The sequence below is a fragment of the Rhodococcus sp. 14-2483-1-2 genome (assembly GCF_002259405.1).
Classification (GTDB): Bacteria; Actinomycetota; Actinomycetes; order Mycobacteriales; family Mycobacteriaceae; genus Rhodococcoides.
Genome location: NZ_NPFW01000022.1, coordinates 467,314 through 490,465, shown reverse-complemented (window position 1 = coordinate 490,465; position 23,152 = coordinate 467,314). Strand labels below are relative to the sequence as shown.

At 66.2% G+C, this 23,152-nt stretch carries 24 protein-coding genes; 12 read left to right on the top strand and 12 right to left on the bottom strand.

What is annotated here, in order from left to right; translation table 11 throughout:
- The first annotated feature begins 157 nt into the window (after positions 1-157).
- Together CH295_RS23275 and CH295_RS23270 are read left to right on the top strand one after the other, a co-directional pair.
- Positions 158-1,426: an acetoin utilization protein AcuC gene (locus CH295_RS23275; protein WP_052047503.1), complete on the top strand. Its 1,269-nt coding sequence runs from the start codon at positions 158-160 to the stop codon at positions 1,424-1,426.
- Between the two features lie 64 nt (positions 1,427-1,490).
- The gene (locus CH295_RS23270) at positions 1,491-4,148 is read left to right on the top strand and encodes a bifunctional acetate--CoA ligase family protein/GNAT family N-acetyltransferase (RefSeq protein ID WP_094634565.1); all 2,658 of its coding nucleotides are present in this window, start codon (positions 1,491-1,493) and stop codon (positions 4,146-4,148) included.
- Between the two features lie 134 nt (positions 4,149-4,282).
- Here CH295_RS23270 and CH295_RS23265 read toward each other — a convergent pair whose 3' ends face one another.
- From CH295_RS23265 to CH295_RS23255, 3 genes are all read right to left on the bottom strand, one after another.
- A complete protein-coding gene (locus CH295_RS23265) occupies positions 4,283-5,254 on the bottom strand; it encodes a sigma-70 family RNA polymerase sigma factor (RefSeq protein ID WP_032377730.1) in 972 nt (323 codons plus the stop codon).
- A 178-nt stretch (positions 5,255-5,432) separates the two neighbouring features.
- A complete protein-coding gene (locus CH295_RS23260) occupies positions 5,433-6,926 on the bottom strand; it encodes a N5-glutamine methyltransferase family protein (protein ID WP_094742019.1) in 1,494 nt (497 codons plus the stop codon).
- Positions 6,927-6,959: 33 nt separating this feature from the next.
- The gene (locus tag CH295_RS23255) at positions 6,960-7,328 is read right to left on the bottom strand and encodes a DUF3099 domain-containing protein (RefSeq protein WP_032397916.1); all 369 of its coding nucleotides are present in this window, start codon (positions 7,326-7,328) and stop codon (positions 6,960-6,962) included.
- 93 nt (positions 7,329-7,421) lie between these two features.
- Between CH295_RS23255 and CH295_RS23250 the strand changes: the two genes are divergently transcribed.
- Complete coding sequence (locus CH295_RS23250; RefSeq protein ID WP_037189478.1) at positions 7,422-7,658, top strand: DUF3039 domain-containing protein; 237 nt, start codon at positions 7,422-7,424, stop codon at positions 7,656-7,658.
- On the opposite strand, the gene CH295_RS23245 is transcribed toward CH295_RS23250, so the two are convergent.
- Positions 7,631-8,743: a YihY/virulence factor BrkB family protein gene (locus tag CH295_RS23245; RefSeq protein ID WP_052047502.1), complete on the bottom strand. Its 1,113-nt coding sequence runs from the start codon at positions 8,741-8,743 to the stop codon at positions 7,631-7,633. The genes CH295_RS23250 and CH295_RS23245 overlap by 28 nt on opposite strands.
- Positions 8,744-8,933: 190 nt before the next feature.
- Between CH295_RS23245 and CH295_RS23240 the strand changes: the two genes are divergently transcribed.
- On the top strand, positions 8,934-10,673 hold the full coding sequence (locus CH295_RS23240) for a DEAD/DEAH box helicase (protein WP_037189477.1): 1,740 nt from the start codon (positions 8,934-8,936) through the stop codon (positions 10,671-10,673).
- Positions 10,674-10,786: 113 nt separating this feature from the next.
- Here CH295_RS23240 and CH295_RS23235 read toward each other — a convergent pair whose 3' ends face one another.
- The gene (locus CH295_RS23235; protein WP_027496884.1) at positions 10,787-10,981 is read right to left on the bottom strand and encodes a DUF7455 domain-containing protein; all 195 of its coding nucleotides are present in this window, start codon (positions 10,979-10,981) and stop codon (positions 10,787-10,789) included.
- Positions 10,982-11,214: 233 nt separating this feature from the next.
- Here CH295_RS23235 and CH295_RS23230 point away from each other — a divergent pair, with 233 nt between their 5' ends.
- Together CH295_RS23230 and CH295_RS23225 are read left to right on the top strand one after the other, a co-directional pair.
- Positions 11,215-12,144: an EamA family transporter gene (locus CH295_RS23230; protein ID WP_037189476.1), complete on the top strand. Its 930-nt coding sequence runs from the start codon at positions 11,215-11,217 to the stop codon at positions 12,142-12,144.
- A gap of 28 nt (positions 12,145-12,172) precedes the next feature.
- Positions 12,173-12,532, top strand: coding sequence for a DUF952 domain-containing protein (locus tag CH295_RS23225; RefSeq protein WP_037189475.1), 360 nt, complete (start codon positions 12,173-12,175; stop codon positions 12,530-12,532).
- A 76-nt stretch (positions 12,533-12,608) separates the two neighbouring features.
- Here the strand turns inward: CH295_RS23225 and CH295_RS23220 are convergent, their stop codons facing one another.
- Together CH295_RS23220 and ppgK are read right to left on the bottom strand one after the other, a co-directional pair.
- Positions 12,609-13,940 (bottom strand): RNA polymerase sigma factor, encoded by a 1,332-nt coding sequence (locus CH295_RS23220; protein WP_037189474.1) that lies wholly within the window; start codon positions 13,938-13,940, stop codon positions 12,609-12,611.
- A 159-nt stretch (positions 13,941-14,099) separates the two neighbouring features.
- On the bottom strand, positions 14,100-14,921 hold the full coding sequence (ppgK, locus tag CH295_RS23215) for a polyphosphate--glucose phosphotransferase (RefSeq protein WP_094742018.1): 822 nt from the start codon (positions 14,919-14,921) through the stop codon (positions 14,100-14,102).
- 202 nt (positions 14,922-15,123) lie between these two features.
- Between ppgK and CH295_RS23210 the strand changes: the two genes are divergently transcribed.
- Complete coding sequence (locus CH295_RS23210) at positions 15,124-15,996, top strand: inositol monophosphatase family protein (RefSeq protein ID WP_502694541.1); 873 nt, start codon at positions 15,124-15,126, stop codon at positions 15,994-15,996.
- 15 nt (positions 15,997-16,011) lie between these two features.
- Here the strand turns inward: CH295_RS23210 and cei are convergent, their stop codons facing one another.
- On the bottom strand, positions 16,012-16,692 hold the full coding sequence (cei, locus tag CH295_RS23205) for an envelope integrity protein Cei (protein ID WP_037189472.1): 681 nt from the start codon (positions 16,690-16,692) through the stop codon (positions 16,012-16,014).
- 547 nt (positions 16,693-17,239) lie between these two features.
- On the opposite strand from cei, the gene CH295_RS23200 reads away from it, so the two are divergent.
- A complete protein-coding gene (locus CH295_RS23200) occupies positions 17,240-17,542 on the top strand; it encodes a DUF4193 domain-containing protein (protein ID WP_027496891.1) in 303 nt (100 codons plus the stop codon).
- Positions 17,543-17,614: 72 nt separating this feature from the next.
- Here the strand turns inward: CH295_RS23200 and CH295_RS23195 are convergent, their stop codons facing one another.
- On the bottom strand, positions 17,615-18,079 hold the full coding sequence (locus CH295_RS23195; protein WP_037190090.1) for a DUF3093 domain-containing protein: 465 nt from the start codon (positions 18,077-18,079) through the stop codon (positions 17,615-17,617).
- 220 nt (positions 18,080-18,299) lie between these two features.
- On the opposite strand from CH295_RS23195, the gene dut reads away from it, so the two are divergent.
- Together dut and CH295_RS23185 are read left to right on the top strand one after the other, a co-directional pair.
- Positions 18,300-18,752, top strand: coding sequence for a dUTP diphosphatase (gene dut / locus CH295_RS23190; protein ID WP_094615351.1), 453 nt, complete (start codon positions 18,300-18,302; stop codon positions 18,750-18,752).
- Between the two features lie 64 nt (positions 18,753-18,816).
- Positions 18,817-19,677: a DUF3710 domain-containing protein gene (locus tag CH295_RS23185; RefSeq protein ID WP_094634305.1), complete on the top strand. Its 861-nt coding sequence runs from the start codon at positions 18,817-18,819 to the stop codon at positions 19,675-19,677.
- Here CH295_RS23185 and CH295_RS23180 read toward each other — a convergent pair.
- A complete protein-coding gene (locus CH295_RS23180) occupies positions 19,659-20,381 on the bottom strand; it encodes an alpha/beta fold hydrolase (RefSeq protein WP_252342152.1) in 723 nt (240 codons plus the stop codon). The genes CH295_RS23185 and CH295_RS23180 overlap by 19 nt on opposite strands.
- A gap of 121 nt (positions 20,382-20,502) precedes the next feature.
- Between CH295_RS23180 and CH295_RS23175 the strand changes: the two genes are divergently transcribed.
- The gene (locus CH295_RS23175) at positions 20,503-20,880 is read left to right on the top strand and encodes an OB-fold nucleic acid binding domain-containing protein (RefSeq protein ID WP_032397922.1); all 378 of its coding nucleotides are present in this window, start codon (positions 20,503-20,505) and stop codon (positions 20,878-20,880) included.
- A gap of 121 nt (positions 20,881-21,001) precedes the next feature.
- Positions 21,002-21,655: a DUF3159 domain-containing protein gene (locus CH295_RS23170; protein ID WP_094742199.1), complete on the top strand. Its 654-nt coding sequence runs from the start codon at positions 21,002-21,004 to the stop codon at positions 21,653-21,655.
- On the opposite strand, the gene CH295_RS23165 is transcribed toward CH295_RS23170, so the two are convergent.
- Together CH295_RS23165 and CH295_RS23160 are read right to left on the bottom strand one after the other, a co-directional pair.
- On the bottom strand, positions 21,629-22,288 hold the full coding sequence (locus CH295_RS23165) for a potassium channel family protein (protein WP_037189469.1): 660 nt from the start codon (positions 22,286-22,288) through the stop codon (positions 21,629-21,631). The genes CH295_RS23170 and CH295_RS23165 overlap by 27 nt on opposite strands.
- A 49-nt stretch (positions 22,289-22,337) precedes the next feature.
- Positions 22,338-23,003: a potassium channel family protein gene (locus tag CH295_RS23160; RefSeq protein WP_037190085.1), complete on the bottom strand. Its 666-nt coding sequence runs from the start codon at positions 23,001-23,003 to the stop codon at positions 22,338-22,340.
- Positions 23,004-23,152: the final 149 nt, after the last annotated feature.

The following is a 23,152-nucleotide window of genomic DNA, read 5'->3' as shown; positions in this document are numbered from 1 at the left end:
TACCGTCAGCGCCCCGAAATAGGCGCTGCACCCAGACGCAGCGGGCGCGGCGCACCACAACGGTGGACGTCGTTTCCCATGGCTTCTCACAAGGGGACTCTCGGGACAACACCGGAACCCGGCAACACCATCCCGCCCGACAACGTAGTTTTGTCCTATGTCTGATCAGGCGACACGCGCCGCCGCGTCCATCCCGAACCGCCCCGAGGACATCGTCGTGTGGAGCGCGGACTACCTCGGCTACCGGTGGAGCGACGACCACCCGATGAACCCGACTCGACTCGATCTGACGATGGCGCTCGCCACCGACATCGGCCTGCTCGAGGGCATCGAATTGGTCGAGCCTGCCGCTGCACCGGATTCCGAGCTCCTCCGGTTTCACACCAGCGCCTACATCGAGGCAGTCAAACAGGCACCGTCCCAGGGCCCGGCCCTGCGCGATCCCGACGCCGTCGTCCACGGACTCGGTTCCGACGACAACCCGGTGTTTCCGCAGATGCACGAGGCGAGCGCCATGCTCGCCGGTGGCTCGCTGGCCGCCGCTCGCGAAATCGCGTCGGGTCGTGCCCGACGGGCAGTGAGCATCGGTGGCGGCATGCACCACGCGATGGCCGACTGGGCCTCGGGCTTCTGCGTCTACAACGACGCCGCGATCGCCATCTCGTGGTTGCTGGACAACGGGTTCGACCGCATCGCCTACATCGACGTCGACGCTCACCACGGTGACGGCGTTCAAGCGGCCTTTCTCGGTGACCCGAGAGTGCTCACCGTCTCGTTGCACCAACATCCGGCAACGCTGTGGCCGAACACCGGATGGTCGACCGAGGTGGGAACCGAACGCGGTGAGGGAACCTCCATCAACGTTCCGCTGCTTCCCGGCACCGCAGATCGGTTGTGGTTGCGCGCGTTCCACGCGATCGTGCCCGGCGCGATCGGCGCGTTCAGGCCGCAGATCATCGTCAGTCAATGCGGTGTCGACAGCCACCGCGAGGATCCTCTCGCGGATCTGGCGCTGACCGTCGACGGCCAGAACGCTGCGTTCCTGGCCATGCGTGATCTGGCGGACCAACATTCCGAAGGTCGGTGGTTGGCCGTCGGCGGTGGCGGGTACGGCTTGGTGCGCGTCGTTCCACGGTCGTGGACGCACCTCATCGCTGCCGCTCTCGGTCGCGACATCGACCCGATGTCGGCGCTGCCGGACACGTGGCGCGAGCGAGTAAGGACCATGGCGCCGAGTGTCGACCTGCCGCAGACCATGGGTGACGGGGGAGACGTCGACTATCCCGCCTGGGACGGACCCGGAGGATCTCTCGCCGGGACCGACGGCACCGACAGGGCGCTCGAACGCGTCGACTCGGCGATCATCGCCACCCGTCGAGCAGTGTTTCCACTGCTCGGACTCGATCCGGAGGACCCGCGTGACTGATCCGACCGACAGCCCCTCGGCCGAAGAGCCGGCCGTCGCGGCGTCGGACCCGACCGACAAGGACCTGGCCCGAGAGCGAGCCGAGACATCCTTTCCGCGGCACTGGGTTGCGGACGTCCTGACCTCCGACGGCGGTGTGGTGCACCTACGCCCCATCGTCCCGTCGGACTCCGAGCGCATCGTCGCGTTCCACGGCAGGCTGTCCGAGCGCACGAGATACCTGCGATATTTCGGTCCCTACCCCACGATGCCCCAGCGCGACGTGCTCAATTTCACCACGGTCGACCACCACGACCGGGTGGCGTTCGTTGCGGTGCTCGGTGACGACATCATCGCGGTCGGCCGATACGAACGACTGCCTGAGGGGGACGGCAACTCCGCTGAGGTGGCCTTCGTCGTCGCCGACGCGCACCAGGGCCGCGGTCTGGGGCCGATCCTGCTCGAACACCTTGCGGGAGCGGCCGCCGAGAACGGGGTGAACATGTTCGTCGCCGAGGTGCTCGCCGAGAACCGGAACATGGTCACCGTCTTCCGTGAAGCGGGGTATCAGGTCAGCAGGTCCTTCGAGGGTGGTGTGCTGCGACTGGAGTTCGCCATCGACCCGAGCGAAGCTCTGCTGTCGGTACGCAATTCGCGTGAGCGTGCCGCCGAGGCCCGCAGTGTGCGCAACGTGCTCAGCCCACGATCGGTGGCCGTGATCGGTGCATCGACGGACAGCTCGAAGGTGGGCAACGCGGTTCTCGCGAATTTGCTGGCCGGCAACTTCACCGGCCCGGTCTATCCCGTCAACGCCGACCATCGTTCCGTCCGCGGGGTCCGCGCCTACGCCACGGTGCACGACATCCCGGATCCGGTCGATCTGGCGATCGCCGCGGTACCGGCCGATGCGATCGACGCGGTACTCGACGACTGCCTCGACAAGGGCGTCAAAGCGCTGCTGGTGGTGTCGGGTGGGTTCGGCGAGACCGGACCCGCGGGGCAGGAGAGCGAGCGCAGGCTGGTGCTCGCCGCGCGGGCACACGGTATGCGGCTGATCGGGCCCAACGCGCTCGGTGTGGCGAACACCGATCCCGAGTTCGGCCTGAACGCCACGCTGGCTCCGCATCTGCCCACTCCGGGCAACGTCGGGTTCTTCTGTCAGTCCGGTGCCCTCGGCATCGCCATCCTGGACGAGGCCGCCAACCGTAGGCTCGGGCTGTCGACGTTCGTCTCGGCCGGTAACCGCGCCGACGTGTCCGGAAACGACCTACTGCAGTACTGGGATTCGGACCCGGCCACCGAGGTCATTCTGCTGTACCTCGAGAGCTTCGGTAATCCCAGGAAGTTCACCAGGATCGCCCGACGGGTGGCGCGCACCAAGCCCATCATCGCGGTCAAGAGCGGCCGTGGGGCCGTGCCGCCCGCACACGCGATCGGTGCCGACATCGACGACTCGATCGTGCGCGCACTGTTCGCGCAGGCCGGGGTCATCCAGGTCGACACCATCTCCGAACTGTTCGACTGCGCCGTCCTGTTCGGAAATCAGCCTCTTCCGGTCGGCCCGAGGGTTGCCGTGGTGGGAAATTCGACGGCTCTGGGTGTGCTGGCAGTGGACGCGGCGCGAGCCAAGGGCCTGCATGCGAGCAATCCGACCGATGTCGGCCCGCAGGCGGGACCCGAGGAATTCGCCGCAGCCGTGTCGTCGGCGCTGGCCGCGTCCGACATCGACGCCGTCATCGTCGTGTTCGTGCCACCGGTCGCGGTCGAGGTCGAACCGTTCGCGGCCGCGCTCGGCAACGCCGTCCGTGGATCCGACAAGCCCGTATTGTCAACGTTCCTCGCCACCGAGGGCATTCCGGACGTCCTGGCGGTCCGCGGACCGGGGGGACATCCCGTCCGTGGTTCGGTGCCGTCGTACTCGAGTCCGGAGCGTGCCGTTGCGGCACTCGCCGCGGCGTGGCGTTACTCGTCGTGGCGTTCGCGGCCGGTGTCGAATCTCGTCCGTCCCAAGAGCATCGACTCCGACCGCGCCAAGCAGTTGGTCGAGGGATGGCGTTCGACAGGCAGTCACGGACGGTGGCTGTCGGACTTCGAGACCGCAGAATTGCTGGGCTGCTACGGCCTCGACGTGGTGGCCTTCCGGACCGTGACCGACGAGGACGAGGCCGTCGCCGCAGCAGACGAACTGGGCTATCCGGTGGCGGTGAAGGCGACCGGCGAACGGTGGCGGCACCGGCCGGATCTCGGCGGAGTACGCCTGGACATGGCCGACGCGTCCGCGGTGCGGGTGGCGTATCGGAATCTGGCGGCGGACTCGGGCGAGCCGCTACTGCACGTACAACGCATGGCGGTCAAGGGAATCGGCTGCGTCGTACGCGTGCAGGACGATCCGTCGTTCGGATCGCTCATCTCGTTCGGCCTGGCCGGAGTGATCTCGGACTTGTTGGGCGATCGTGCCTACCGGGTGCTGCCGCTGACCGAGGACGAGGCCGCGCAGCTGATCGATGCGCCGAAGGCGGCTCCGCTGCTGTCCGGGTATCGCAACGCGGTGCCCGTCAACAAGAATGCCCTGATCGACCTGGTTCAGCGGATTTCCGCACTGGCAGAAGACATTGCGGACATTCGCGAGATCTCGTGCGAGCCGGTTCTGGCGTCCGCCCACGGAGCACAGATCACCGATGCGCGGGTGCGCATCGGGCCCGAACCGACCAAAGCCGACCTGGGTCCACGGCGCTTGCGCTGAGCCCGCATCGGACCGGATGCAGAAATGCGGCAGCCGAGTCGACGTCCCGAGGGGGAGAGAACGTCGGCTCGGCTACCGCGTGAGGTGGCGCGAACAGGGATGGTCACTGCTGCTCCACCGGTCGGTGGCTGTACTCAGCTGGCGTAGGACCGCAGCTTCTCGGCGCGGTCGCCCTGCCGAAGCTTGACCATCACCTCGCGCTCGATCTGACGAACACGCTCGCGGGAGAGCCCGAAGAGCTTGCCGATCTGATCGAGGGTGCGGGGCTGTCCGTCGTCCAGGCCGTAGCGGAGACGGATGACCTGCTGCTCCCGCTCGTCGAGAGTGCCGAGGACGACGCGGACATCGCTGTGCAAAAGACCGGCGATGACGGCATTCTCGGCGGACGTCGCCTCGGAATCCTCGATGAAGTCTCCGAGAGGTGCTTCCTCGTCGCTGCCCACCGGCATGTCCAGGCTGACCGGGTCGCGGCTGTGGTCGAGCAGATCGGCGATCTTCTCCACCGCGATACCCGATTCGCTCGACAGCTCCTCGTCCGTGGCCTCGCGGCCGAGCTGCTGATGCAACTCACGCTTGATCCGAGCCAGCTTGTTGACCTGTTCGACCAAGTGGACGGGCAGCCGGATCGTGCGGCTCTGATCTGCCATACCGCGGGTGATGGCCTGGCGAATCCACCACGTCGCGTAGGTCGAGAACTTGAAGCCCTTGGCGTAGTCGAACTTCTCCATCGCGCGGATGAGCCCGAGGTTGCCCTCCTGGATCAGATCGAGCAGGGGCATCCCCCGACCGGTGTAGCGCTTGGCGAGAGAGACGACCAGGCGAAGGTTCGCTTCGAGCAGGTGGCTGCGCGCCGCACTGCCGTCGCGGACGATGATGGCGAGATTGCGCTTCTTGACCGCGCTCAGCCGCTTCGTGTTCTCGAGAACCTGCTTCGCGTAAAGACCAGCCTCGATTCTCTTGGCCAGATCGACCTCTTCGGCAGCCGTCAGCAACGCGGTGCGGCCGATGCCGTTGAGGTACACGCGAACGAGATCGGCTGCTGGGCTCTGGGCGTCCAGATCGGCATCGGTGGGCCGTGGACGAATCGTGGTGCTGGGGCTGGTCATGACTTGCCTCCTGGTCGGTGGTGTCTCACAGGGTTCAACGCTCGGGAGACTCCGATAAGTTCCCACGCCGATCCTGGAGATACCCGCGTGACCAGCGATTACGTCATGTTCGTCCTGAGAAGTTGCTGAGAAGTGAAGCCGCCGGGAACGGTCGCTCTCGTGGGGCGATGTCGGGGACTCATCGGGCCGGCAGAACCAAGCCGTGCCGGACGAGACCCTGCATCATCGTCACCGCATGCATTGCCAGTTCCTCGGCGTCCTCGTCGTGCGCTGCAGCGAGCAACTCCGCCAGTTCACCGACCGGCAGGCCATCGGGTCGGAGCCCGGCGAGCAGAGCCGCACCGAGTTCGTCGACGTCGTGCTGCCACTGCGGGCCGTTCCCTCGATGAACTCGTACCGCCACCGGAGCCCAGCCCGCGTCGCCGGGTAGGTAGACGCGTTCGAGTGCGGTGTTCGGGTCGAGAGTGAGCACCGAGTCGAGGATGTCGTGCTCCCGCAGCCAGTCGAGCCGCTCGAAGTACCCGATCGATTCGTTGCCCAGGGGGTCGGAGAAGCCGTGTGTGAGCTCCTCGGCGAGAAGATCGGTCGACGCATCCGTTCTACGGAGATAGACGAACCCGAAGCCGATTCCCTCCACGTCAGCGGCGGCGAAGTGGTCGAGCCAGGACTGTGCCACCGCGGCCGCGTCGGGATCGCGGGGATCGAGTCCGCCGTCGCGCATCCATGTACCCACGTAGAGAGCGGGATCGGCCACGTCACGCTCGACGACCCAGGCGTCGACTCCGTGCGCGGGAAGCCACGACGCCACCCGCGCGCGCCAGTCCTCACCGCGGACGTGCACCCACGACGCCAGGATGGCAGCGGTGCCGCCGAGCGTCAGGTGGTCCGGGGCCCCGCCGATCATCAGAGCGCTCGCTCCATCGAGATCGAGCCCGGAATCGCGGTAGGAGTGCAACACTTCGGCGCGGCCGACGACGAACGGCGGGTTCGCGACGATGCGATCGAATCGACGCCCGGCAACCGGCTCGAACCACGAACCGTGCAGCAACTCGACGTCGAGGCCGTTGAGCGCCATCGTCGCCGCCGCGAGGTCCATCGATCGCGGGCTGATGTCGGTAGCGGTCACCTGCGCCGCGTAGCCGCAGGCGTGGACGGCCTGGACACCGCAGCCGGTACCGACGTCGAGAACGCTGGTCACCGGGGACGTGGGTGTTCCGCGCAACAGCGACAACGAGGCCTGCCCGACGCCGAGCACGTGGTCGGGAGCAGTCTCGGCGGCGCGCATGCTGCCGTCCGGATCCGAGACGATCCACCGGGTTCCGTGCCCGGCGTCGAGCGGTCGAATGTCGAGCAGCGTCCGTACTGTCGATCCCGACCGGGTGAGAATCCCGGCTGCGACGGCGTCGGCCACCGACAGGGGCGCGATGGCGTCGGCGACATCGGATTCGGGGCAGTCGTCGACGAGGAGGAACAGGCGTACCAGTACGCCCAGCGCACCCCCGTCCCTACTGGCGTTGCGTACCGGCACCGGCTCGCTGCGACCCAGGGCAGCGTGGGCGTCGTCGCCGAGCAGTGTCAGTACACCGTCGGCGTCGTACCCCGCCCGCTCGAAGGCATCACGAAGAGCGAAGCAGGCGACGACGAGCGGGGACGTGGAATCGGGTGCAGTCACGACGCAAGTGTCGCATCGGCGACATCCACGGGGTCAGTCGTCGCCCGGTTCGATCACCCGGTGGTTGCTCGATTCCAGCTGCGGCCTGTCCACGGTTCGGTAGTCGTATCGACTCATCTCGTCCTTGGTACGGGGCGGCCGATCGTTGGCGATCAGCACCGCCATCCATGGCAGTGGGATGGACGCTCCGACTATCGCCATGGAGATCCACGGATTCATCCACATTCCGTACGCGATGGCAGCCAACACCAACGCCGGGATGCGGAACGACATGATGAACATGTATTTGCGGACGCGAGCTTTGTGCTGCTCCTCGACCGACTGTTGCGCCTCGGTGATCAGGACGGGCCCATCCGGCGAGTCGCTGTACGCGCTTCCGTCGAACCCTGGGGTTCTCGTCATACCTCCACTGTGGCACTACTGCTCACAGAATGCATACGACGAGCTGTGGAACCGGTTACCCCTCGCTGTGGATGTTCGGATTAATCTGTGTTCATGAGCACTCAGACGAAGGACCGTCCCGAAATTGCACCGGACGAAACCACCGAGGACGACCGGCCGAAGTTCTTCCACTACGTGAAGAAGAACAAGATCGCCGAGAGCGCGGTGATGGGTACGCACGTCGTCGCACTGTGCGGCGAGGTGTTTCCGGTCACCAAGTCCGCGAAGCCCGGATCACCGGTGTGCCCGGACTGCAAGAAGGTCTACGAGGGCCTGAAGAAAGGCGACTGACCGCCGTCTCCCTGGTGTCGGTCGGGGGTCGGTTCCGGGTGATCCGAACGGGCTCGGTCGCCGGACAGTTTGATCGGCCCCGTGGCGAGCCGCCGGGCAACAGCGGTCACCGGCCCCGACGGCTTGTCGTCGGTGGCGGCCTGCGCCGCGATCCACTCCCGCATCTGGTCCAGTCGTGTGGCCCGAGCGGGCGAGAACTCCTGGATCGTCGCGTTGAACTCGGCACCGAGAACGATGGCGAAGCCGAGAAAGAACGTGAACAGCAGAAACGCGATCGGCGTCGCCAGCGCGCCGTAGGTGTACCCGGTGCTCGTCACCCAACCGAGGTACCGGCGCAGCACCGCGCTCGCGATCATGAAGAACACCCCGGCCAGCAGAGCTCCACCGAGCAGGCGATGCCACGGCAGCGAGGTGTGCAAGGCCACCTTGTACAACGTGGTCAAACCGACGATCAGCAACAGCCCGACGGCCGGGTAGTAGAAGAAGTCGACGACTTCGCTGCCGACGGTGATCCACGAATCCGGCAGAATCTGCTGGACGTACACCGGGCCGAGTGCGACGAGCGGAAGCACGAATACGGCGATCACGAGGAAACCCACGTAGAGCAGCAGCGCGAAGAACCTCTGCCAGACGGGATGTCGCGCGTCGGCCTGCCCGTGCGCTTCGACGATGGAGTCGACGAACGTCGAGATCGCAGACGACCCGGCCCACAACGAGAGCAGAAAGCCCACGGACACGATCTCGCCGCTGCCCTGGGCGAGTACGTCCTTGACCGTCGGAGCGATGATCTGGTCCACGACGCTGCCGCTGAAGAGGGTGTTGCTGAAGGTGATGATCTTGGACTCGATGATCTCGACGGTGTTGGGACCGAACCAACCGCCGACGAGTCCCAGACTGCCCAGCACACCGAGCAGCAGTGGTGGCAGCGACAGCGTCTGCCAGAACGCGGCGGTTGCTGCCTTGCTGAAGATCGAGTCGTCCCACGCTTTGCTCAGAGTGCGCAGAGTCACTTTCCACACCGCATGTAGCGGCCTTCTCGCCGACAACCGTTCCGGTGGTGGAGTTCCGCCTGCAGACTCGCTCATGGTTCCTCCAGCATTCCTGACGAAAGGCGACTTCGCCTAACAGCCGACTCGCCGTGTCGCATCCGACTCACCCCAGCGATGCGGGATCGGTCGGTGCGGAGCGATAGGCTCCTCCGCGGACACTGCAGGGCTACCGAGAGCGCGAGGAATTTACATCGATGCCAGGAACCGGCGGCCAGTGAGCGCTGACATGTTCGATCCGACACCACCATCCACCGAGCAGACCCCCGCTCCCGCGAGCGGGGGAGCACCGCTGCGCGCATGGCAGCGACGGGCGCTGACGAAGTACCTCGTCGCCTCGCCCAAGGACTTCCTCGCGGTCGCGACGCCCGGCGCAGGCAAGACGACCTTCGCGCTGCGGGTGGCTGCAGAACTGCTCGCCCATCGGACTGTCGATCAGGTCACCGTCGTCGCGCCCACCGAACACCTCAAGCACCAGTGGGCGGAGTCGGCGGCCAGGGTCGGCATCGCGTTGGACTCGCGCTTCTCGAACTCGACCGGTCAGACCTCGAGTGACTATCACGGCGTGGTCGTGACGTATGCGCAGATCGCCTCGCACCCGTTCAAGCATCGGGTGCGCACCGAATCGCGCAAGACCCTCGTGATTCTCGACGAGATTCACCACGGCGGCGACGCGAAGAGCTGGGGTGAGGGAATTCGCGAGGCGTTCGGAGACGCCACCCGACGTCTCGCACTGACCGGTACGCCGTTCCGCAGCGACGACAGTCCCATTCCGTTCGTCAACTACGAACCGGATCAGGACGGGTTGATGCGGTCCAAGGCCGATCACGCGTACGGCTACTCCGACGCTCTTGCGGACGGCGTCGTCCGTCCGGTCGTGTTCCTCGCGTATTCCGGTGAAGCGCGCTGGCGAGACAGTGCCGGTGAGGAGTACACCGCTCGGCTGGGTGAGCCGCTCAGTGCCGAACAGACCGCGCGGGCATGGCGCACCGCACTGGATCCGCAGGGTGACTGGATGCCCGCAGTGCTGCTGGCCGCCAACACGCGGCTCGCTCAGCTGCGTGCAGGCGGCATGCCCGATGCCGGCGGTCTGGTGATCGCAACCGATCAGACGGTGGCTCGGGCCTACGCGAAGTTGATCGAGGTGATCACGGGGGAGACGCCGGCGATCGTGCTGTCGGACGACCCCACGTCCTCGGCTCGGATCGCCGAGTTCGGCAAGAGCGATCAGCGTTGGATGGTTGCCGTTCGCATGGTGTCCGAGGGCGTCGACGTTCCGCGTCTGGCCGTCGGGGTCTACGCGACGAGTGCGTCGACCCCGCTGTACTTCGCGCAGGCCATCGGCCGCTTCGTGCGGTCTCGGCGCAAGGGTGAGACGGCGAGCGTCTTCCTGCCGTCGGTACCGGTGCTGTTGGATCTGGCGTCGCAGCTCGAGGCGCAGCGCGACCACATCCTCGGCAAGCCGCACCGGGAGAAGGACGGCTTCGACGACGAGTTGTTGGCCGACGCCAACAAGCAGAAGGACGAACTGGGCGAGGAAGAGAAGGCGTACACCTCGCTGGGTGCGGATGCAGAACTGGACCAGGTGATCTACGACGGTTCCTCGTTCGGTACCGCGACGTTCTCGGGCAGCGACGAGGAAGCCGACTATCTCGGTCTGCCCGGCTTGCTCGACGCGACGCAGATGCGCGACCTGCTCCGCCAACGCCAGCAGGAGCAGATCGACAAACCGCCTGCAGGCCCGGCGGTTCCGGCACCTGCAGTCGTCAACGACAGGGCCACCAGTGCGGGCCAGCTGGCCGGCCTGAGGCGTGAACTGAACAGTTTGGTCGCGGTGTACCACCACCGCACCGGGAAGCCGCACGGGGTGATTCACGGCGATCTGCGACGTATCTGTGGTGGCCCACCGACGGCGATGGCGTCGGCCGATCAGTTGGGTGAGCGAATCGCGCAGTTGCGCAAGATGTAGAACTCTCCGGGTGGATCCGGGCACGAAAAAGACGGATGGTCAGGTGACCGTCCGTCTTCTTCGTGTTGTTCGTCGATCGCGGCGAACCTGTTTCCCCCGACCCGAAAGGTGGGCTACACCGTGGAGTCCGATTCGGTCATCACCGTTGCGTTCACTTCACGCAAACGGGCTTCGTGCTCGGTGGCGTGGTGACCGCAGAAGAGAAGTTCTCCACCGGTCGAGAGCACGACACGCGCGCGAGCCCCTGCACCGCACCGGTCGCACCGGTCCGCTGCTGTCAATTGTGGGCTGGTCAATGTTCCGGGCATGACTCCTCCGTACTGGCTTGCGGGTTGTCCCGTTCGCCTGGGGCCGGTCCGCCGCGTCGGTATGGCGCGGTTCGTTCACTCTGTCAGACGTATGGCGGTCACGCGTTGTTCCCGAGCGCGTTTCTTTGTGTTGTCACTAACACGAAACATGCCTCACGAGCTGGAACGTCGTGAAATCTGTTCGCTGAGAGCAGACACGGTTCGCCGTGAGTCGCGGCAGTAGGGTTCCCTGTGTGGCTTCGACTTCTACTTCGCTCTCCGGCGCATCGAAGCTGGGTATTCCGTCGTTGTTCGTGATCGGCGCGGTGTGCATGTACGTCGGTGCGGCGATCGGTGTGTTCTTGTTCGACACCGTCGATCCGGCCGCGGTGGCGTGGCTGCGCGGGTTCGGTGCGGCGCTGGTGTTGGTGCTCTGGCGACGGCCGTGGCGGCACCGCGCCGGTGCGGGCGGCGCGTGGACCGTGCGACGGGTGATCACGGCTGCCGCGTTCGGCGGTGCGACGATCGGTATGAACGCGATGTTCTACGAGGCGATCGCCAGGCTGCCACTCGGCGCGGCGGTGGCCATCGAGTTTCTCGGGCCGATCGCGGTCGCTGCTGCCGGGTCCAGAAAGCCTGCCGATGTGTGCGCGCTGCTCCTGGTGGTGGCCGGCGTCGGTGCCATCGCTTCCGCGCAGTTCGAGGGCGGCGAGGTGGGCCTCGTAGGAATCGCATTCGCGCTGGGCTCGGCGGCCTTGTGGGCCGCCTACATCGTCCTGGGCAAGTCCGTTGCCGACGCAGGCCAGGGGCTCGACGACATGGCTGCCGGGTTCGCAATCGCGTCCGTTCTACTGGCCGTTCCGCTGTTCGGACCGTTCGCGGCCGCGCACTCGGATGCATTGGGAGACTGGCGGATCTGGGTTCTCGGATTGGGCGTCGGGCTGCTGTCGAGTGTGGTTCCCTACGTTCTCGATCAGTACGTCCTGGTGCGAGTGGGCCGGGCCCGCTTCGCGTTGCTGCTGGCTCTGCTCCCGGCGACGGCGACGGTGGTCGGTGCCGTGGTGCTGACCCAGATTCCGACGGCCCTCGAGGCTCTCGGAATCGTGGCCGTCATCGCGGCCGTTGTGGTCGGCGGCCTGCCGGCGCGCAGAGATCGCGGCGTTGCCGACATTCCACCGCCCTGACGCGCACTCGACACTGCAGAATGGAACTGTGACCAGCAAGCAGGACGACCTCGTTCACATCTGTACGGCAGGGGAGTGGCTCGCGATGCGTGGTCGGGCCGACTACACCCCCGACTCGTACGATTCCGTGGGGTTCGTGCACCTGTCCACACCCGAGCAAGTGCACTTGCCCGCGAATCGGCTCTTCTCCGGCCGCACCGATCTGGTGTTGCTGCGCGTGGATCCGGCTCGTCTGACCGCACCCGTTCGGTGGGAGCCCGGGGTGCCGACCGATCCGGAGTCCATGCTCTTCCCACATCTGTACGGACCGCTGCCGATCGCGGCCGTCACCGCTGTCCTCGACTATCGGCCGGGGCCGGACGGAACGTTCGGGGTGCCGCAGGTGTGACGGCATCGACGAAGCACAGAACAACGACCGCCGATCACTGTGATCGGCGGTCGTTGTTCGAGATGAAGCGAACGAATCAGTCCAGGTAGTCGCGCAGTACCTGAGAACGCGACGGGTGACGCAGCTTGGACATGGTCTTGGACTCGATCTGACGGATTCGCTCGCGCGTCACACCGTAGACCTGACCGATCTCGTCGAGGGTGCGGGGCTGACCGTCGGTGAGGCCGAATCGCAGACGAACCACGCCCGCCTCGCGCTCGGACAGCGTCTCGAGTACCGACTGCAGCTGATCCTGGAGCAGCGTGAACGACACGGCGTCCACGGCGACGACTGCCTCGGAGTCCTCGATGAAGTCACCGAGCTGGCTGTCGCCCTCGTCACCGATGGTCTGGTCGAGCGAGATGGGCTCACGCGCGTACTGCTGGATCTCCAGCACCTTCTCCGGCGTGATGTCCATTTCCTTCGCGAGCTCTTCGGGGGTGGGTTCGCGACCCAGATCCTGGAGCAGCTCACGCTGGATGCGTCCGAGTTTGTTGATGACCTCGACCATGTGCACCGGGATACGGATGGTGCGAGCCTGGTCGGCCATGGCCCGGGTGATCGCCTGACGGATCCACCACGTGGCGTACGTGGAGAACTTGTAGCCCTTGGTGTAGTCGAACTTCTCGACCGCGCGAATCAGACCGAGGTTGCCCTCCTGGATGAGGTCCAGGAACGCCATGCCACGGCCGGTGTAGCGCTTGGCCAGGGAGACGACGAGTCGAAGGTTCGCTTCGAGGAGGTGGTTCTTGGCGCGGTTGCCGTCACGGCAGATCCACGTCATGTCGCGACGCTGCGCAACGGGGAGCTTTTCGCCCTTCTCCGCGGACTCGCGCATCTTCTCGACCGCGAAAAGGCCTGCCTCGATGCGCTTGGCCAGTTCGACTTCCTCTTCGGCGTTGAGGAGGGCGACCTTGCCGATCTGCTTGAGGTACGCGCGGACGGAGTCGGCGGATGCGGTGAGCTCGGCATCCTTGCGGGCCTGGCGGAGCGCCTCGGATTCCTCTTCGTCCCAAACGAAATCGCCGGACGCCTTGTCCTCGGCAGTCGGCTCGGCGGTGGCGTCTTCCTCGGTGTCGTCACCTGCGGCGACCACCTCGACGACATCGTTGGCGGCAGCGGCGAGGTCGCCCTCGGAGATGTCGATGTCTTCGATCCCGGGAGTGCTCTCGTCGGCATCGTCCCCGGACGCCGGTGTTGCTGCTGTCTTCTTGGCTGCGGCCTTCTTCGCCGGTGCCTTCTTGGCCGCGGCGCGCTTGGCCGGTGCCTTCTTTGCCGGTGCCTTCGCAGCGGGTGCCTTGACAGCAGGTGCAGGTGTCGCAGACTCGGTTTCGGAATCTACGGTCTGACGGATATCGGTGGCTGCCACGTACGCCCTTTCGTGACGAAGTCGTGCGGCGTCACGCCAGAGTTGTTTCCGGCGGAGAGGTCTTCGGATTCGGCCGGCTGCGTACCGGCACACACCATTGTAACGACCTCTCAGGAGTTTGTTACCGACCCTCGCCATACGCAGGTGGCAAGCCGCGTGTCAGTCCCTCGATCCCGCGGACGTACCGGTCTCGGCGGAGGGCACGGCGGAGTCCGCTGCGAGTGCGGCACCGACGATCCCGGCAGTGTTCAGCAGGGTTGCCGGAACCACGGGGGTGCGATTGGTCAGGTGTGGAATCCACTTCTCGCTCTTGCGGCTGATGCCGCCGCCTGCGATGAAAAGATCCGGCCACAGCAGCGCCTCGAACGTCTCGAGAACCTTCGAGACCTCCTTGGCCCACTCCTTGTAGGACAGCCCCTGGTTCTCCTTCACCGACGATGCCGCACGATGCTCGGCTTCCTTGCCGCCGATCTCCATGTGGCCGAATTCGGTGTTGGGAAGCAGAACTCCGTTGTGCAGCACGGCAGAACCGATTCCGGTGCCGAACGTCAACAGCACGACGACGCCGTCCTTGCCCTTGCCGCCGCCGTACTTGTCCTCGGCGACTCCGGCCGCATCCGCGTCGTTGAGCACGGTGACGTTCTCGGTGCCGATGGCCTCGGCGAACAGCGCGCGGGCGTCGGTGTCGATCCAGGACTTGTCGATGTTGGCGGCCGAGCGAGCGACACCGTTGGTCACCACGGCAGGCAGTGTGACGCCCACCGGGCCGGTCCACTCGAAGTGCGCGACGATCTCGGCCACGGTGCGCGCGACAGCATCGGGGGTCGACGGCTGCGGCGTCTCGATCTTGTGGCGGTCGCCCACGAGCTCTCCGGTGCTCAAGTCCACGATTCCGCCCTTGATGCCGCTGCCGCCGACATCGACGCCGAACCCGTGGCGCGCTGCCGCTGCGGTGGTGTTGTCCGAACCTGCCTGTGTCATGTGGATGCCGCTCCTGGCGTGATCGAATCCGTGTGGTGCCGTCGCTTCCGAACAATAGTGCGTTTCGGCGTTTGCGGGACGGTGACGTCACCGTCGGTCGCTGCGGTGGTGCTCGGACGCCGGTGTGTGTTGCGATGTACGCGTGCCGAAACCAGATGGATCGCAGACCGACACCGCCAGTACACAATTGCCGGAAGAGCCGGTGGCAGCAGAGGGATCGACCACACGCGAGGTGGGCGTGCTGCGCGAGGTCGCCGTACGGGTCGCGACGCGAGCCGCCGAGCACGTCAGGCGGCGTCGCCCGGAGGTCTTCGGCGGCGATTCGAGCGGGGGTGACGGCGCGGTGCAGTCCAAGAGCACGCCGACCGATCCGGTGACCGTCGTGGACACCGAGACCGAGCGTGTCCTACGCGAGATGCTGGCGCAGCTGCGGCCCGAGGATGCGATTCTCGGAGAAGAGGAAGGCAGCGAGAACGACTCGCTCGACGGCGTGCGATGGGTGTTGGACCCGATCGACGGAACCGTGAACTTCATGTACGGAATCCCGGCGTACGCGGTCTCGGTCGCGGTCCAGATCGACGGTGTCAGTGTTGCCGGGGCCGTGATCGATGTCGCCCGCGAGCTCGTCTACTCGGCCGCTCTGGGACGTGGGGCGACGGTGGAGCGGGCGGACGGTACCCAGGAGCAGCTGCACTGTTCCGGTGTCACCGATGTGTCGATGACGTTGTTGGCCACCGGATTCGGCTACGGATCCGGGCGTCGCGCGGTGCAGGGCGCGATCATTTCCGAACTGCTGCCTCAGGTGCGCGACATCCGCCGGATCGGTTCGGCCGCTCTCGATCTGTGCATGGTCGCGTCCGGAGTGGTCGACGCTCACTTCGAGCACGGGCTCAGTCCGTGGGATTGGGCGGCGGGTGCGCTGATCGCGGCCGAGGCAGGCGCAGTGATCAGGCTGCCTGCTGCCAACAGCACCAGTGCGCAGGGTGCGGTGACGGTGGCAACTGCCCCGGGGGTCGCGGACGCCTTCGTGGCCGTACTGCGCAGCGCGGGTGCCCTGGATCCGATTCCGGGCTGACGCGGAGCTACTGCGTCAGCAACGCGATTCGCGTGCTGCCGAGAGCAGATCGGCATCGAGTGGCGCAGGCGCGGCACCGGGTGCGGCTCCGGCGAGCGTGCGCAGCACTTCCTCGGCGTCGTCGTTGGGCTGGATCTCACTGAAGTAGGTACCGAGTGCCAGATCGACCGAGTCGTCGGTGCGGGCATCTTGGATGAGTTCGGCGCATGGCGCGACCAGTGACACCGCACTCGCTGCCGCCAGGCCGGCCGGGCCGAACCGAATCTGGCCCTGGCACTGCATGTTCTGATCGACGTAGACCGGATCGTTGCCGACCTGGACGTCCGGTGCGCTGGCGAAGCCGTAATCGATGAGCTGGGCCGCGACCAGAGCCGCCTGTCCGCGCTCACCGTTCGCGTTGAAGACACGCACCTTCGTTGCGGACAGGGCAGCAGGCTCGACGTCGAGCAGCGTCGTCGGGTCCACTTCCTCGCCGAGCGCTACGGGCTGCGTACCGTCTGTCGCGGCGGTGGTGGTGGGCACATTGCATTCGGCCGTTGCCGAGGTGGCCTCGGAGGTGGTGAACACCTTGACCCACACCAGCACTCCGAGCAGAGCCAGCACCGAGAAGACAGCGATGATCGGAAACGCGCGGCGGCGACGGAACGGACGACCTCGACCGTCGACCGAATGGCCTTCGGTGATCAGAGAAACCACAGTTGATCTTCGCCTTTCCGTCGGCAGTCGCCGAGACCGGTCCACAGAGTCGGTTCACACCGACGCGGTGCCTACTGTAGATGGCCGCGGTGCGCGGGGGCGGCACACTCGGCCGGACCCTTCTTCGATCGAGTGCGCGATGCCCGATTCGGGTCCCGAAACCGGCGGCGAGAATTGTTCGGTGACGCGCGGAATGAAGCCGACCATCGCGGTGTTGATGCGGCGTGCACCCGGGTGATGGACGTGTCGGCGATTCGGTTTCTGCTTTGCGACCGGCTTCGGCTATTGTCTGGCGGCCGCGGTGCTTCGAGAATAGGACGCCGGTGCATCAATCGATCTGGTGAGCGAGGTCTCGATCGGGTTTCAACCGGCGAGTTCTGGGAACTACCCGGTGTAGTTTCGGGCACCGCGCGACGACGAACGATTTTCGAACAGATACGAACTCGGTGGGAGCGAGCAAGCGCCCTCTTCACAGCCGACGGCCACAAGCCGACCACACCGGCAGCTTCCACCACACACACGCACGAAGATGAGGGGTACGAAGACAATGGCAACCGACTACGACGCACCGAGAAGAACAGAATCCGACGACGTGTCGGAGGACTCGTTGGAAGAATTGAAGGCCCGACGCAACGAGGCCCAGTCCGCCGTGGTGGACGTGGACGAATCCGACACCGCGGAGTCCTTCGAGCTCCCGGGTGCAGATCTGTCCGGCGAGGAGCTCTCTGTTCGAGTGGTTCCCAAGCAGGCCGACGAGTTCACCTGCTCCAGCTGTTTCCTGGTCCATCACCGCAGCCGACTGGCCAGTGACGCCAACGGTGTACTGATGTGCCGCGACTGCGCGGCGTGACCTTCTCCGCACAGACCTGATCGATCGCGTCAGGTCTGTGTCGACGGTTTCGACCGTCGACCCAGCGGTAGGTCAGCGCGCTTCGACGCCGTGCGCGGTCAGCACCGCCAACAGCTCCTCGGGGTGTTTGGTGCTGATCAGCCAATAGGGCGTCGGGTCGTTCGCGTCGTCGAGGACCACGATCACCATCTGCTTCACCCAGGTGCGGTGCTGCACGAAGGCCAGCGGATCGAGCTGCCTTCCCAGCGCCGCACTTTTTGCTGTCGCGGGAACGACGGCAGCCTTGGATGCCACGTCGAGTGGCAGATGAGCAGACCCGACGCGTAACTCGGCACCGGTGGTACCGGCGACCACCTCGACGCGCAGCCTGCTGAAGGCGAACAATGCCCACGCGATCAGCGGGAGCAGCACGACGTAGGGGAGCCAGGCACGGATGCCGGGCGCACCCATGTGGATCTCTGCAGCCAGCAACACCGCCACGGCCGCGCCGGCCGCCCACCACCAGATCGGCACCCAGAGTCGCTCGGAGTACAGCACCGAGTTCGCGGGTGCTGTGGAACTCGTGTGGGGAGTGGAGTCGCCGGACTCCGACGCGTGTTCGGCCTGTCGATCTGCAGTCACGGGTCCCAGGGTAGTCGCCACACCGAGACGGAAGCCGGCCAGCGTAGTCTCGTTCGACGTGAGCGACGAAGTCACCGAGTCCGGCAACGAACCGTCCGTCGACAGACCCCCCGCCCCGCGCGGGCCCTCCGATCCGTTGTCCGAGGTCCGGGTGCGCCGACTCGACCCCGAGCTTCCGGTGCCGACGCGTGCGCACGAGGGTGACGCCGGCGTGGATCTGCGAATCACGGCTCCGGTGACGATTGCGCCGGGCGAACGCGTACTGGTGGGCACCGGAATTGCGATCGCTCTCCCGTTGGGAACCGTCGGGCTGGTGCATCCGCGTTCGGGTCTGGCAGCGAAGTCGGGCCTGTCGGTGGTCAACACCCCTGGCACGATCGATGCCGGCTATCGCGGCGAGATCAAGGTCTGTCTGATCAACCACGACCTGCACACTCCGATCGAGCTCGAGCGAGGCGACCGCGTTGCCCAATTGATCGTGCAGCGAGTCGAACTGGTGACGTTCGTCGAGGTCGACGAGTTGGACGACACCGTTCGAGGGGCCGGTGGTCACGGTTCGACCGGTGGCCATGCGAGTCTGAAGCAGTGAGTTCCGCCACGACGTTCGCCGGTGGCAGGCACAGTGGAAGCAACCGAGAAGAAGAGAGCTGAACATGTTCGGACGGCGTAAGAAGAACGACGCCGGCAGTGCCTCCGCGCCCGGTGCGGAGCCATTCGTCGACAGCGTCGAAGACGAAGACGACGATGTCGAGGCCGCGGACACGACCGCCGACGGGCCCCACGATCTCGCGGACCTCGACGACGATCGCGAGGCCGTCGCCAAGACGCGACTCGACCTCGGTTCGGTGCTGATTCCACTGCCGGAGGGCGGACAACTCCAGGTCGAGATGTCGCAGGCAGGCAGCCCACAGGCAGTGCACATCGTCACGCAATTCGGACGTATCACCATCGCTGCCTACGCGGCACCGAAATCGCCCGGTCAGTGGCGCGAGGTGGCAACCGATCTGGCGACGTCTCTGCGCAACGACAAGGCCGAGACGACGGTCGAGACGGGTCCGTGGGGACGCGAACTGCTCGGTGTCACGGCCAACGCCGACCTGCGCTTCATCGGCATCGATGGCTATCGCTGGATGGTCCGTTGCGTGCTGGCGGGTCCGTCGGGTGCGGTGGGCGAGGGTCAACCGCTCGTCCAACTGGCACACACGATCCTTCGGCAGACCGTGGTGGATCGAGGCACCGACCCGCATCCCGTTCGGACGCCGCTACCGGTGGTGTTGCCGCAGGTTCTGGCCGAACAACTTGCTGCAGCTGCACAGCAGCAGGCAGCTGCGCAGCAACAGGCGGCGGCTCAGCAGAGCGCACCGCAACAGGCTGCGCAGCCCCAGGCTGCGGCACCCGCTGTGGAACCTGTTGCACCGCAACAGGATTCGACTCCGCAGCCGACCGCTGCCGAGCGTGATCGAGCACCGCGTCGGGGCGCGTCGGGATCGGCGATTCAGCAGCTGGGCGGCTGAGCCGACCGCTGATCGAGACCGTCGACGGCCGCTCGGCCGAGGCATCCCGGGTCGCTCCCGATGCCGTCCAGGGTCACGGTGCGCAGCGCGCAGTTCGGCAGCGCCCGTGCCCACTGTCGAGCCACCTCGATCGGATGGACGGCGTCGTCCACTGCTCCCACGACAACGGCGGGCAGCTGTATTCGAGCGAGCTCGTCGAGTCCGAGGCTGTGATGGCGAGCGGCCTCGTCCAGCGCATCGGGAAGGTCGGGCCATTGGGCGGCCCACGACCTCTGCAGAGTGCGCGCGAGCCACGGCGGGCTCGACGCTGCCATTGCCGCGGTGACGGAGTCGAGCCCCTGTTCACGCAGGCTTCGGGCGGTGAACTCCGCGCTCAGGGCCGCGGGGGAACCGGCCGGGTCTCCGGTCCACGCCGGCAGCGCGAGTGCAAGAGCTGCGGTGTTCGATGCGTGGTCGGTGGCCCATCGAACCGCGACGGCGGCACCGAGGGATATCCCTGCGACCACGAGGCGTCCGTGTCGATCGGCCGCTTCGTCGAGGGCGGACAGGTAGCTCTCGATCACATCGGCCGGGTCGGGTTCGACCGCGATGGTGGTCAATCCCACACTGTCGAACGCAGCAGAGAACGCGTCGGCGGCGAACCGGGCATCGGACCCCGTCCCCGGTAGAACGATCGCGGTGCGAGTGTCGAATCGGCTGTGCACGACACGATTGTGCACGCCCTCCGACACCGCGGTAGCAGCGGTTGGTTTGCGTGACACTTCGGGTCTACAGTGGCGAAGTACCCACCCGACGAGGGAACGACCCACATCTCTGGAGCGCACAATGGCACCCGCTGCCGCAGGATACTTTCGCCGTTTGACGCGGAAGTTGACAGAGGACATCGATCAACTCGATGCCGAGGAGATGGCCGAAACCTCCGAAGCCTCCGGAGCTCGCCGGGCGTGCGACTGCTCGCGAGGCGAGGAAGTCACGATGCTCGGTCGTTTGCGCAGCGTCGAAGCCTGCTCCAAGGCGGCCAACGCCAACATCGAGGCCGAGTTCTTCGACGGCACCGACACGGTGACGCTGCTCTGGATCGGGCGCCGCAAGATCGCCGGAATCGAGCCCGGCAAGACTCTGCTCGTTCGCGGACGCGTCGGCGAACGCGACGGACGCAAGATCGTCTACAACCCCTATTACGAACTGCGCGACGACAGCTGATCGTCCCCGGTATGGCACTCTCGTTGTCGTGACCAACAGCGACGATTCCGTGCCGCCCCCGCCGACATCGAACACGCCGGAACCCACCACCGACGCGTCGACCACGGCCGGCGTCGAGAAGGTGGCTCCCACCGTCCTCGAACAGCTCGGCGGTCTGAGCGGGCTCGTCTACTCGACCTTGCCCGTCCTCGTTTTCGTTCCGGTGAACAGCTACGTCAACCTGGCCGTCGCCCTGTGGTCCGCGCTGGGAGTCGCCGCCGCCGTGTTGGTGTGGCGGTTGGTTCGTCGCAGCCCGATTCAGCCGGCCATCTCGGGATTCTTCGGGGTCGGGATCTGCGCGTTCATCGCATACCGGACGGGAGATGCCAAGGGCTACTTCCTGTTCGGCATCTACACGTCGCTCGCCTACGGCGCGGCGTTCGTGTTGTCGGTACTCGCCCGTTGGCCGTTGGTCGGCATCATCTGGGGGTACCTCAACGGCACCGGGACGTCGTGGCGCAGGGACCGGTCGGCCGTGCGCTACTACGACGTGGCCACGATCGCCTGGGCGTCGGTGTTCGGTGCGCGATACATCGTTCAGTCACAGCTCTACGACTCCGACCAGACGGGCTGGCTCGCCGTTGCCCGTATCGGCATGGGCTGGCCGCTGACGGGAGTGGCACTGTTGGTCACGCTCTGGGCCGTGCGTGCGGCCGATCGCGCGCTCGACGCAGCATCGAGCGCGGACCGCAGCCGGAATCAGCTGCCGTCAGATCAGTCCGACAGCGGAGCGTAGTTCGTTCTCCACCTCTTTCGCCGCGACGAACAGCAGCTCGTCGCCGCCCTCCAGCGGATCGTCGTGCTGGGGAACGATCACTCGACCGCCGCGCAGAATCGTGACCAACGCTGCGTCCCTTGGCAACTGGAGCTTGCGGACCGGCTTGCCCGCCAGGGGAGTGTTCTCCGGCAGCGTGATCTCGACGAGGTTGGCCTGACCCTTGCGGAACGTCATCAGGTGAACGAGGTCGCCCACCGATACGGCCTCCTCGACCAGGGATGCGAGCATTCGCGGCGTCGACACTGCAACGTCGACACCCCAGGCAGCGTCGAACAGCCATTCGTTGCGCGGATCGTTGACCCGGGCCACCACGCGGTTGACGCCGAACTCGGTCTTGGCCAGCAGGCTGAGCACCAGGTTCGCTTTGTCGTCTCCGGTGGCAGCGATCACCACGTCGTACTCCTCGAGGTGCGCGGCTTCGAGCAGACTCAACTCGCACGCGTCGGCCAACACCCATTCCGCTTCCGGGATGGCGGCCTGATCGACGTGATCGAGTTTGCGTTCGAGGAGCATCACATCGTGTTCGCTGCGGATCAGCTCGCGTGCGATGGATCTGCCGACTGCGCCGGCTCCGGCGATAGCGACTTTCATGGCTTCCCGTTCGGGTCGATGGGGGAGGTGGGGAACGTGCGCTCGTGCATCAGTCGTCCGAGGGCGGCGGGTTGCCGGCCAGCGCAATGGCTTCGGCGACGGTTCCCGATACCGCGGCGACGTACACCTCGTCACCGGCTTGGATCACGGTTCGCTTGTCCGGTAGCAGTCCGCTGCCGAACCGGATGACGAACGCGGCCCGCGAGTTGGTGGCCTCTTCGAGTACCGAGAGCTTCTTGCCGATCCAGGCGTCGTGGAAGTCGAGCAGGACGACGGCGACGCTGCCCGACGGATCGCGCCACTTGGTGGTGGGGTCGTCGCGCAACAGGTTGTGCAGAAAACGATCGGTGGCCCAGGGGACGGTGGCGACCGTCGGGATGCCGAGGCGTTCGTAGACGGCCGCGCGCTTGGCGTCGTAGATCCTTGCGACCACTTTGTCGACGCCGAACGTCTCACGAGCGACGCGGGCGGAGATGATGTTGGAGTTGTCGCCGGACGACACGGCCGCGAAGGCCTCGGCCTTCTCGATTCCCGCGCTCACCAACACATCTCGGTCGAAACCCATGCCGACGACGCGATGCCCGGCGAAGTCGGGGTCCAGGCGCAGAAAAGCTGTTTCGTCGCGGTCGATGATCGCGACCTCGTGTCCGATGCGTTCGAGCGCCCCGGCCAGCGATGCGCCGACGCGGCCACATCCCATCACAACTACGTACAACGCCCAGCTCCGTCCCGATCTCGATGGTCGACCACTGCCGACCGACACTGCCACGACCGGCAGGCGTGCACCAACGTATCGGGGGATCGGTCACCGCACCGACCGAGGGTGCGCTCCGACGCAGTTTCGGGCGCGTGGTTGAGACGTCC

Excerpts from the sequence above, each read along its gene's own strand:
- CH295_RS23275 (WP_052047503.1), top strand. The coding sequence starts at position 158 with ATGTCTGATCAGGCGACACGCGCCGCCGCGTCCATCCCGAACCGCCCC.
- CH295_RS23265 (WP_032377730.1), bottom strand. The coding sequence starts at position 5,254 with ATGACCAGCCCCAGCACCACGATTCGTCCACGGCCCACCGATGCCGAT.
- CH295_RS23255 (WP_032397916.1), bottom strand. The coding sequence starts at position 7,328 with ATGACGAGAACCCCAGGGTTCGACGGAAGCGCGTACAGCGACTCGCCG.
- CH295_RS23250 (WP_037189478.1), top strand. The coding sequence starts at position 7,422 with ATGAGCACTCAGACGAAGGACCGTCCCGAAATTGCACCGGACGAAACC.
- CH295_RS23245 (WP_052047502.1), bottom strand. The coding sequence starts at position 8,743 with ATGAGCGAGTCTGCAGGCGGAACTCCACCACCGGAACGGTTGTCGGCG.
- CH295_RS23240 (WP_037189477.1), top strand. The coding sequence starts at position 8,934 with ATGTTCGATCCGACACCACCATCCACCGAGCAGACCCCCGCTCCCGCG.
- CH295_RS23235 (WP_027496884.1), bottom strand. The coding sequence starts at position 10,981 with ATGCCCGGAACATTGACCAGCCCACAATTGACAGCAGCGGACCGGTGC.
- ppgK (WP_094742018.1), bottom strand. The coding sequence starts at position 14,921 with ATGACACAGGCAGGTTCGGACAACACCACCGCAGCGGCAGCGCGCCAC.
- CH295_RS23200 (WP_027496891.1), top strand. The coding sequence starts at position 17,240 with ATGGCAACCGACTACGACGCACCGAGAAGAACAGAATCCGACGACGTG.
- CH295_RS23185 (WP_094634305.1), top strand. The coding sequence starts at position 18,817 with ATGTTCGGACGGCGTAAGAAGAACGACGCCGGCAGTGCCTCCGCGCCC.
- CH295_RS23175 (WP_032397922.1), top strand. The coding sequence starts at position 20,503 with ATGGCACCCGCTGCCGCAGGATACTTTCGCCGTTTGACGCGGAAGTTG.
- CH295_RS23165 (WP_037189469.1), bottom strand. The coding sequence starts at position 22,288 with ATGAAAGTCGCTATCGCCGGAGCCGGCGCAGTCGGCAGATCCATCGCA.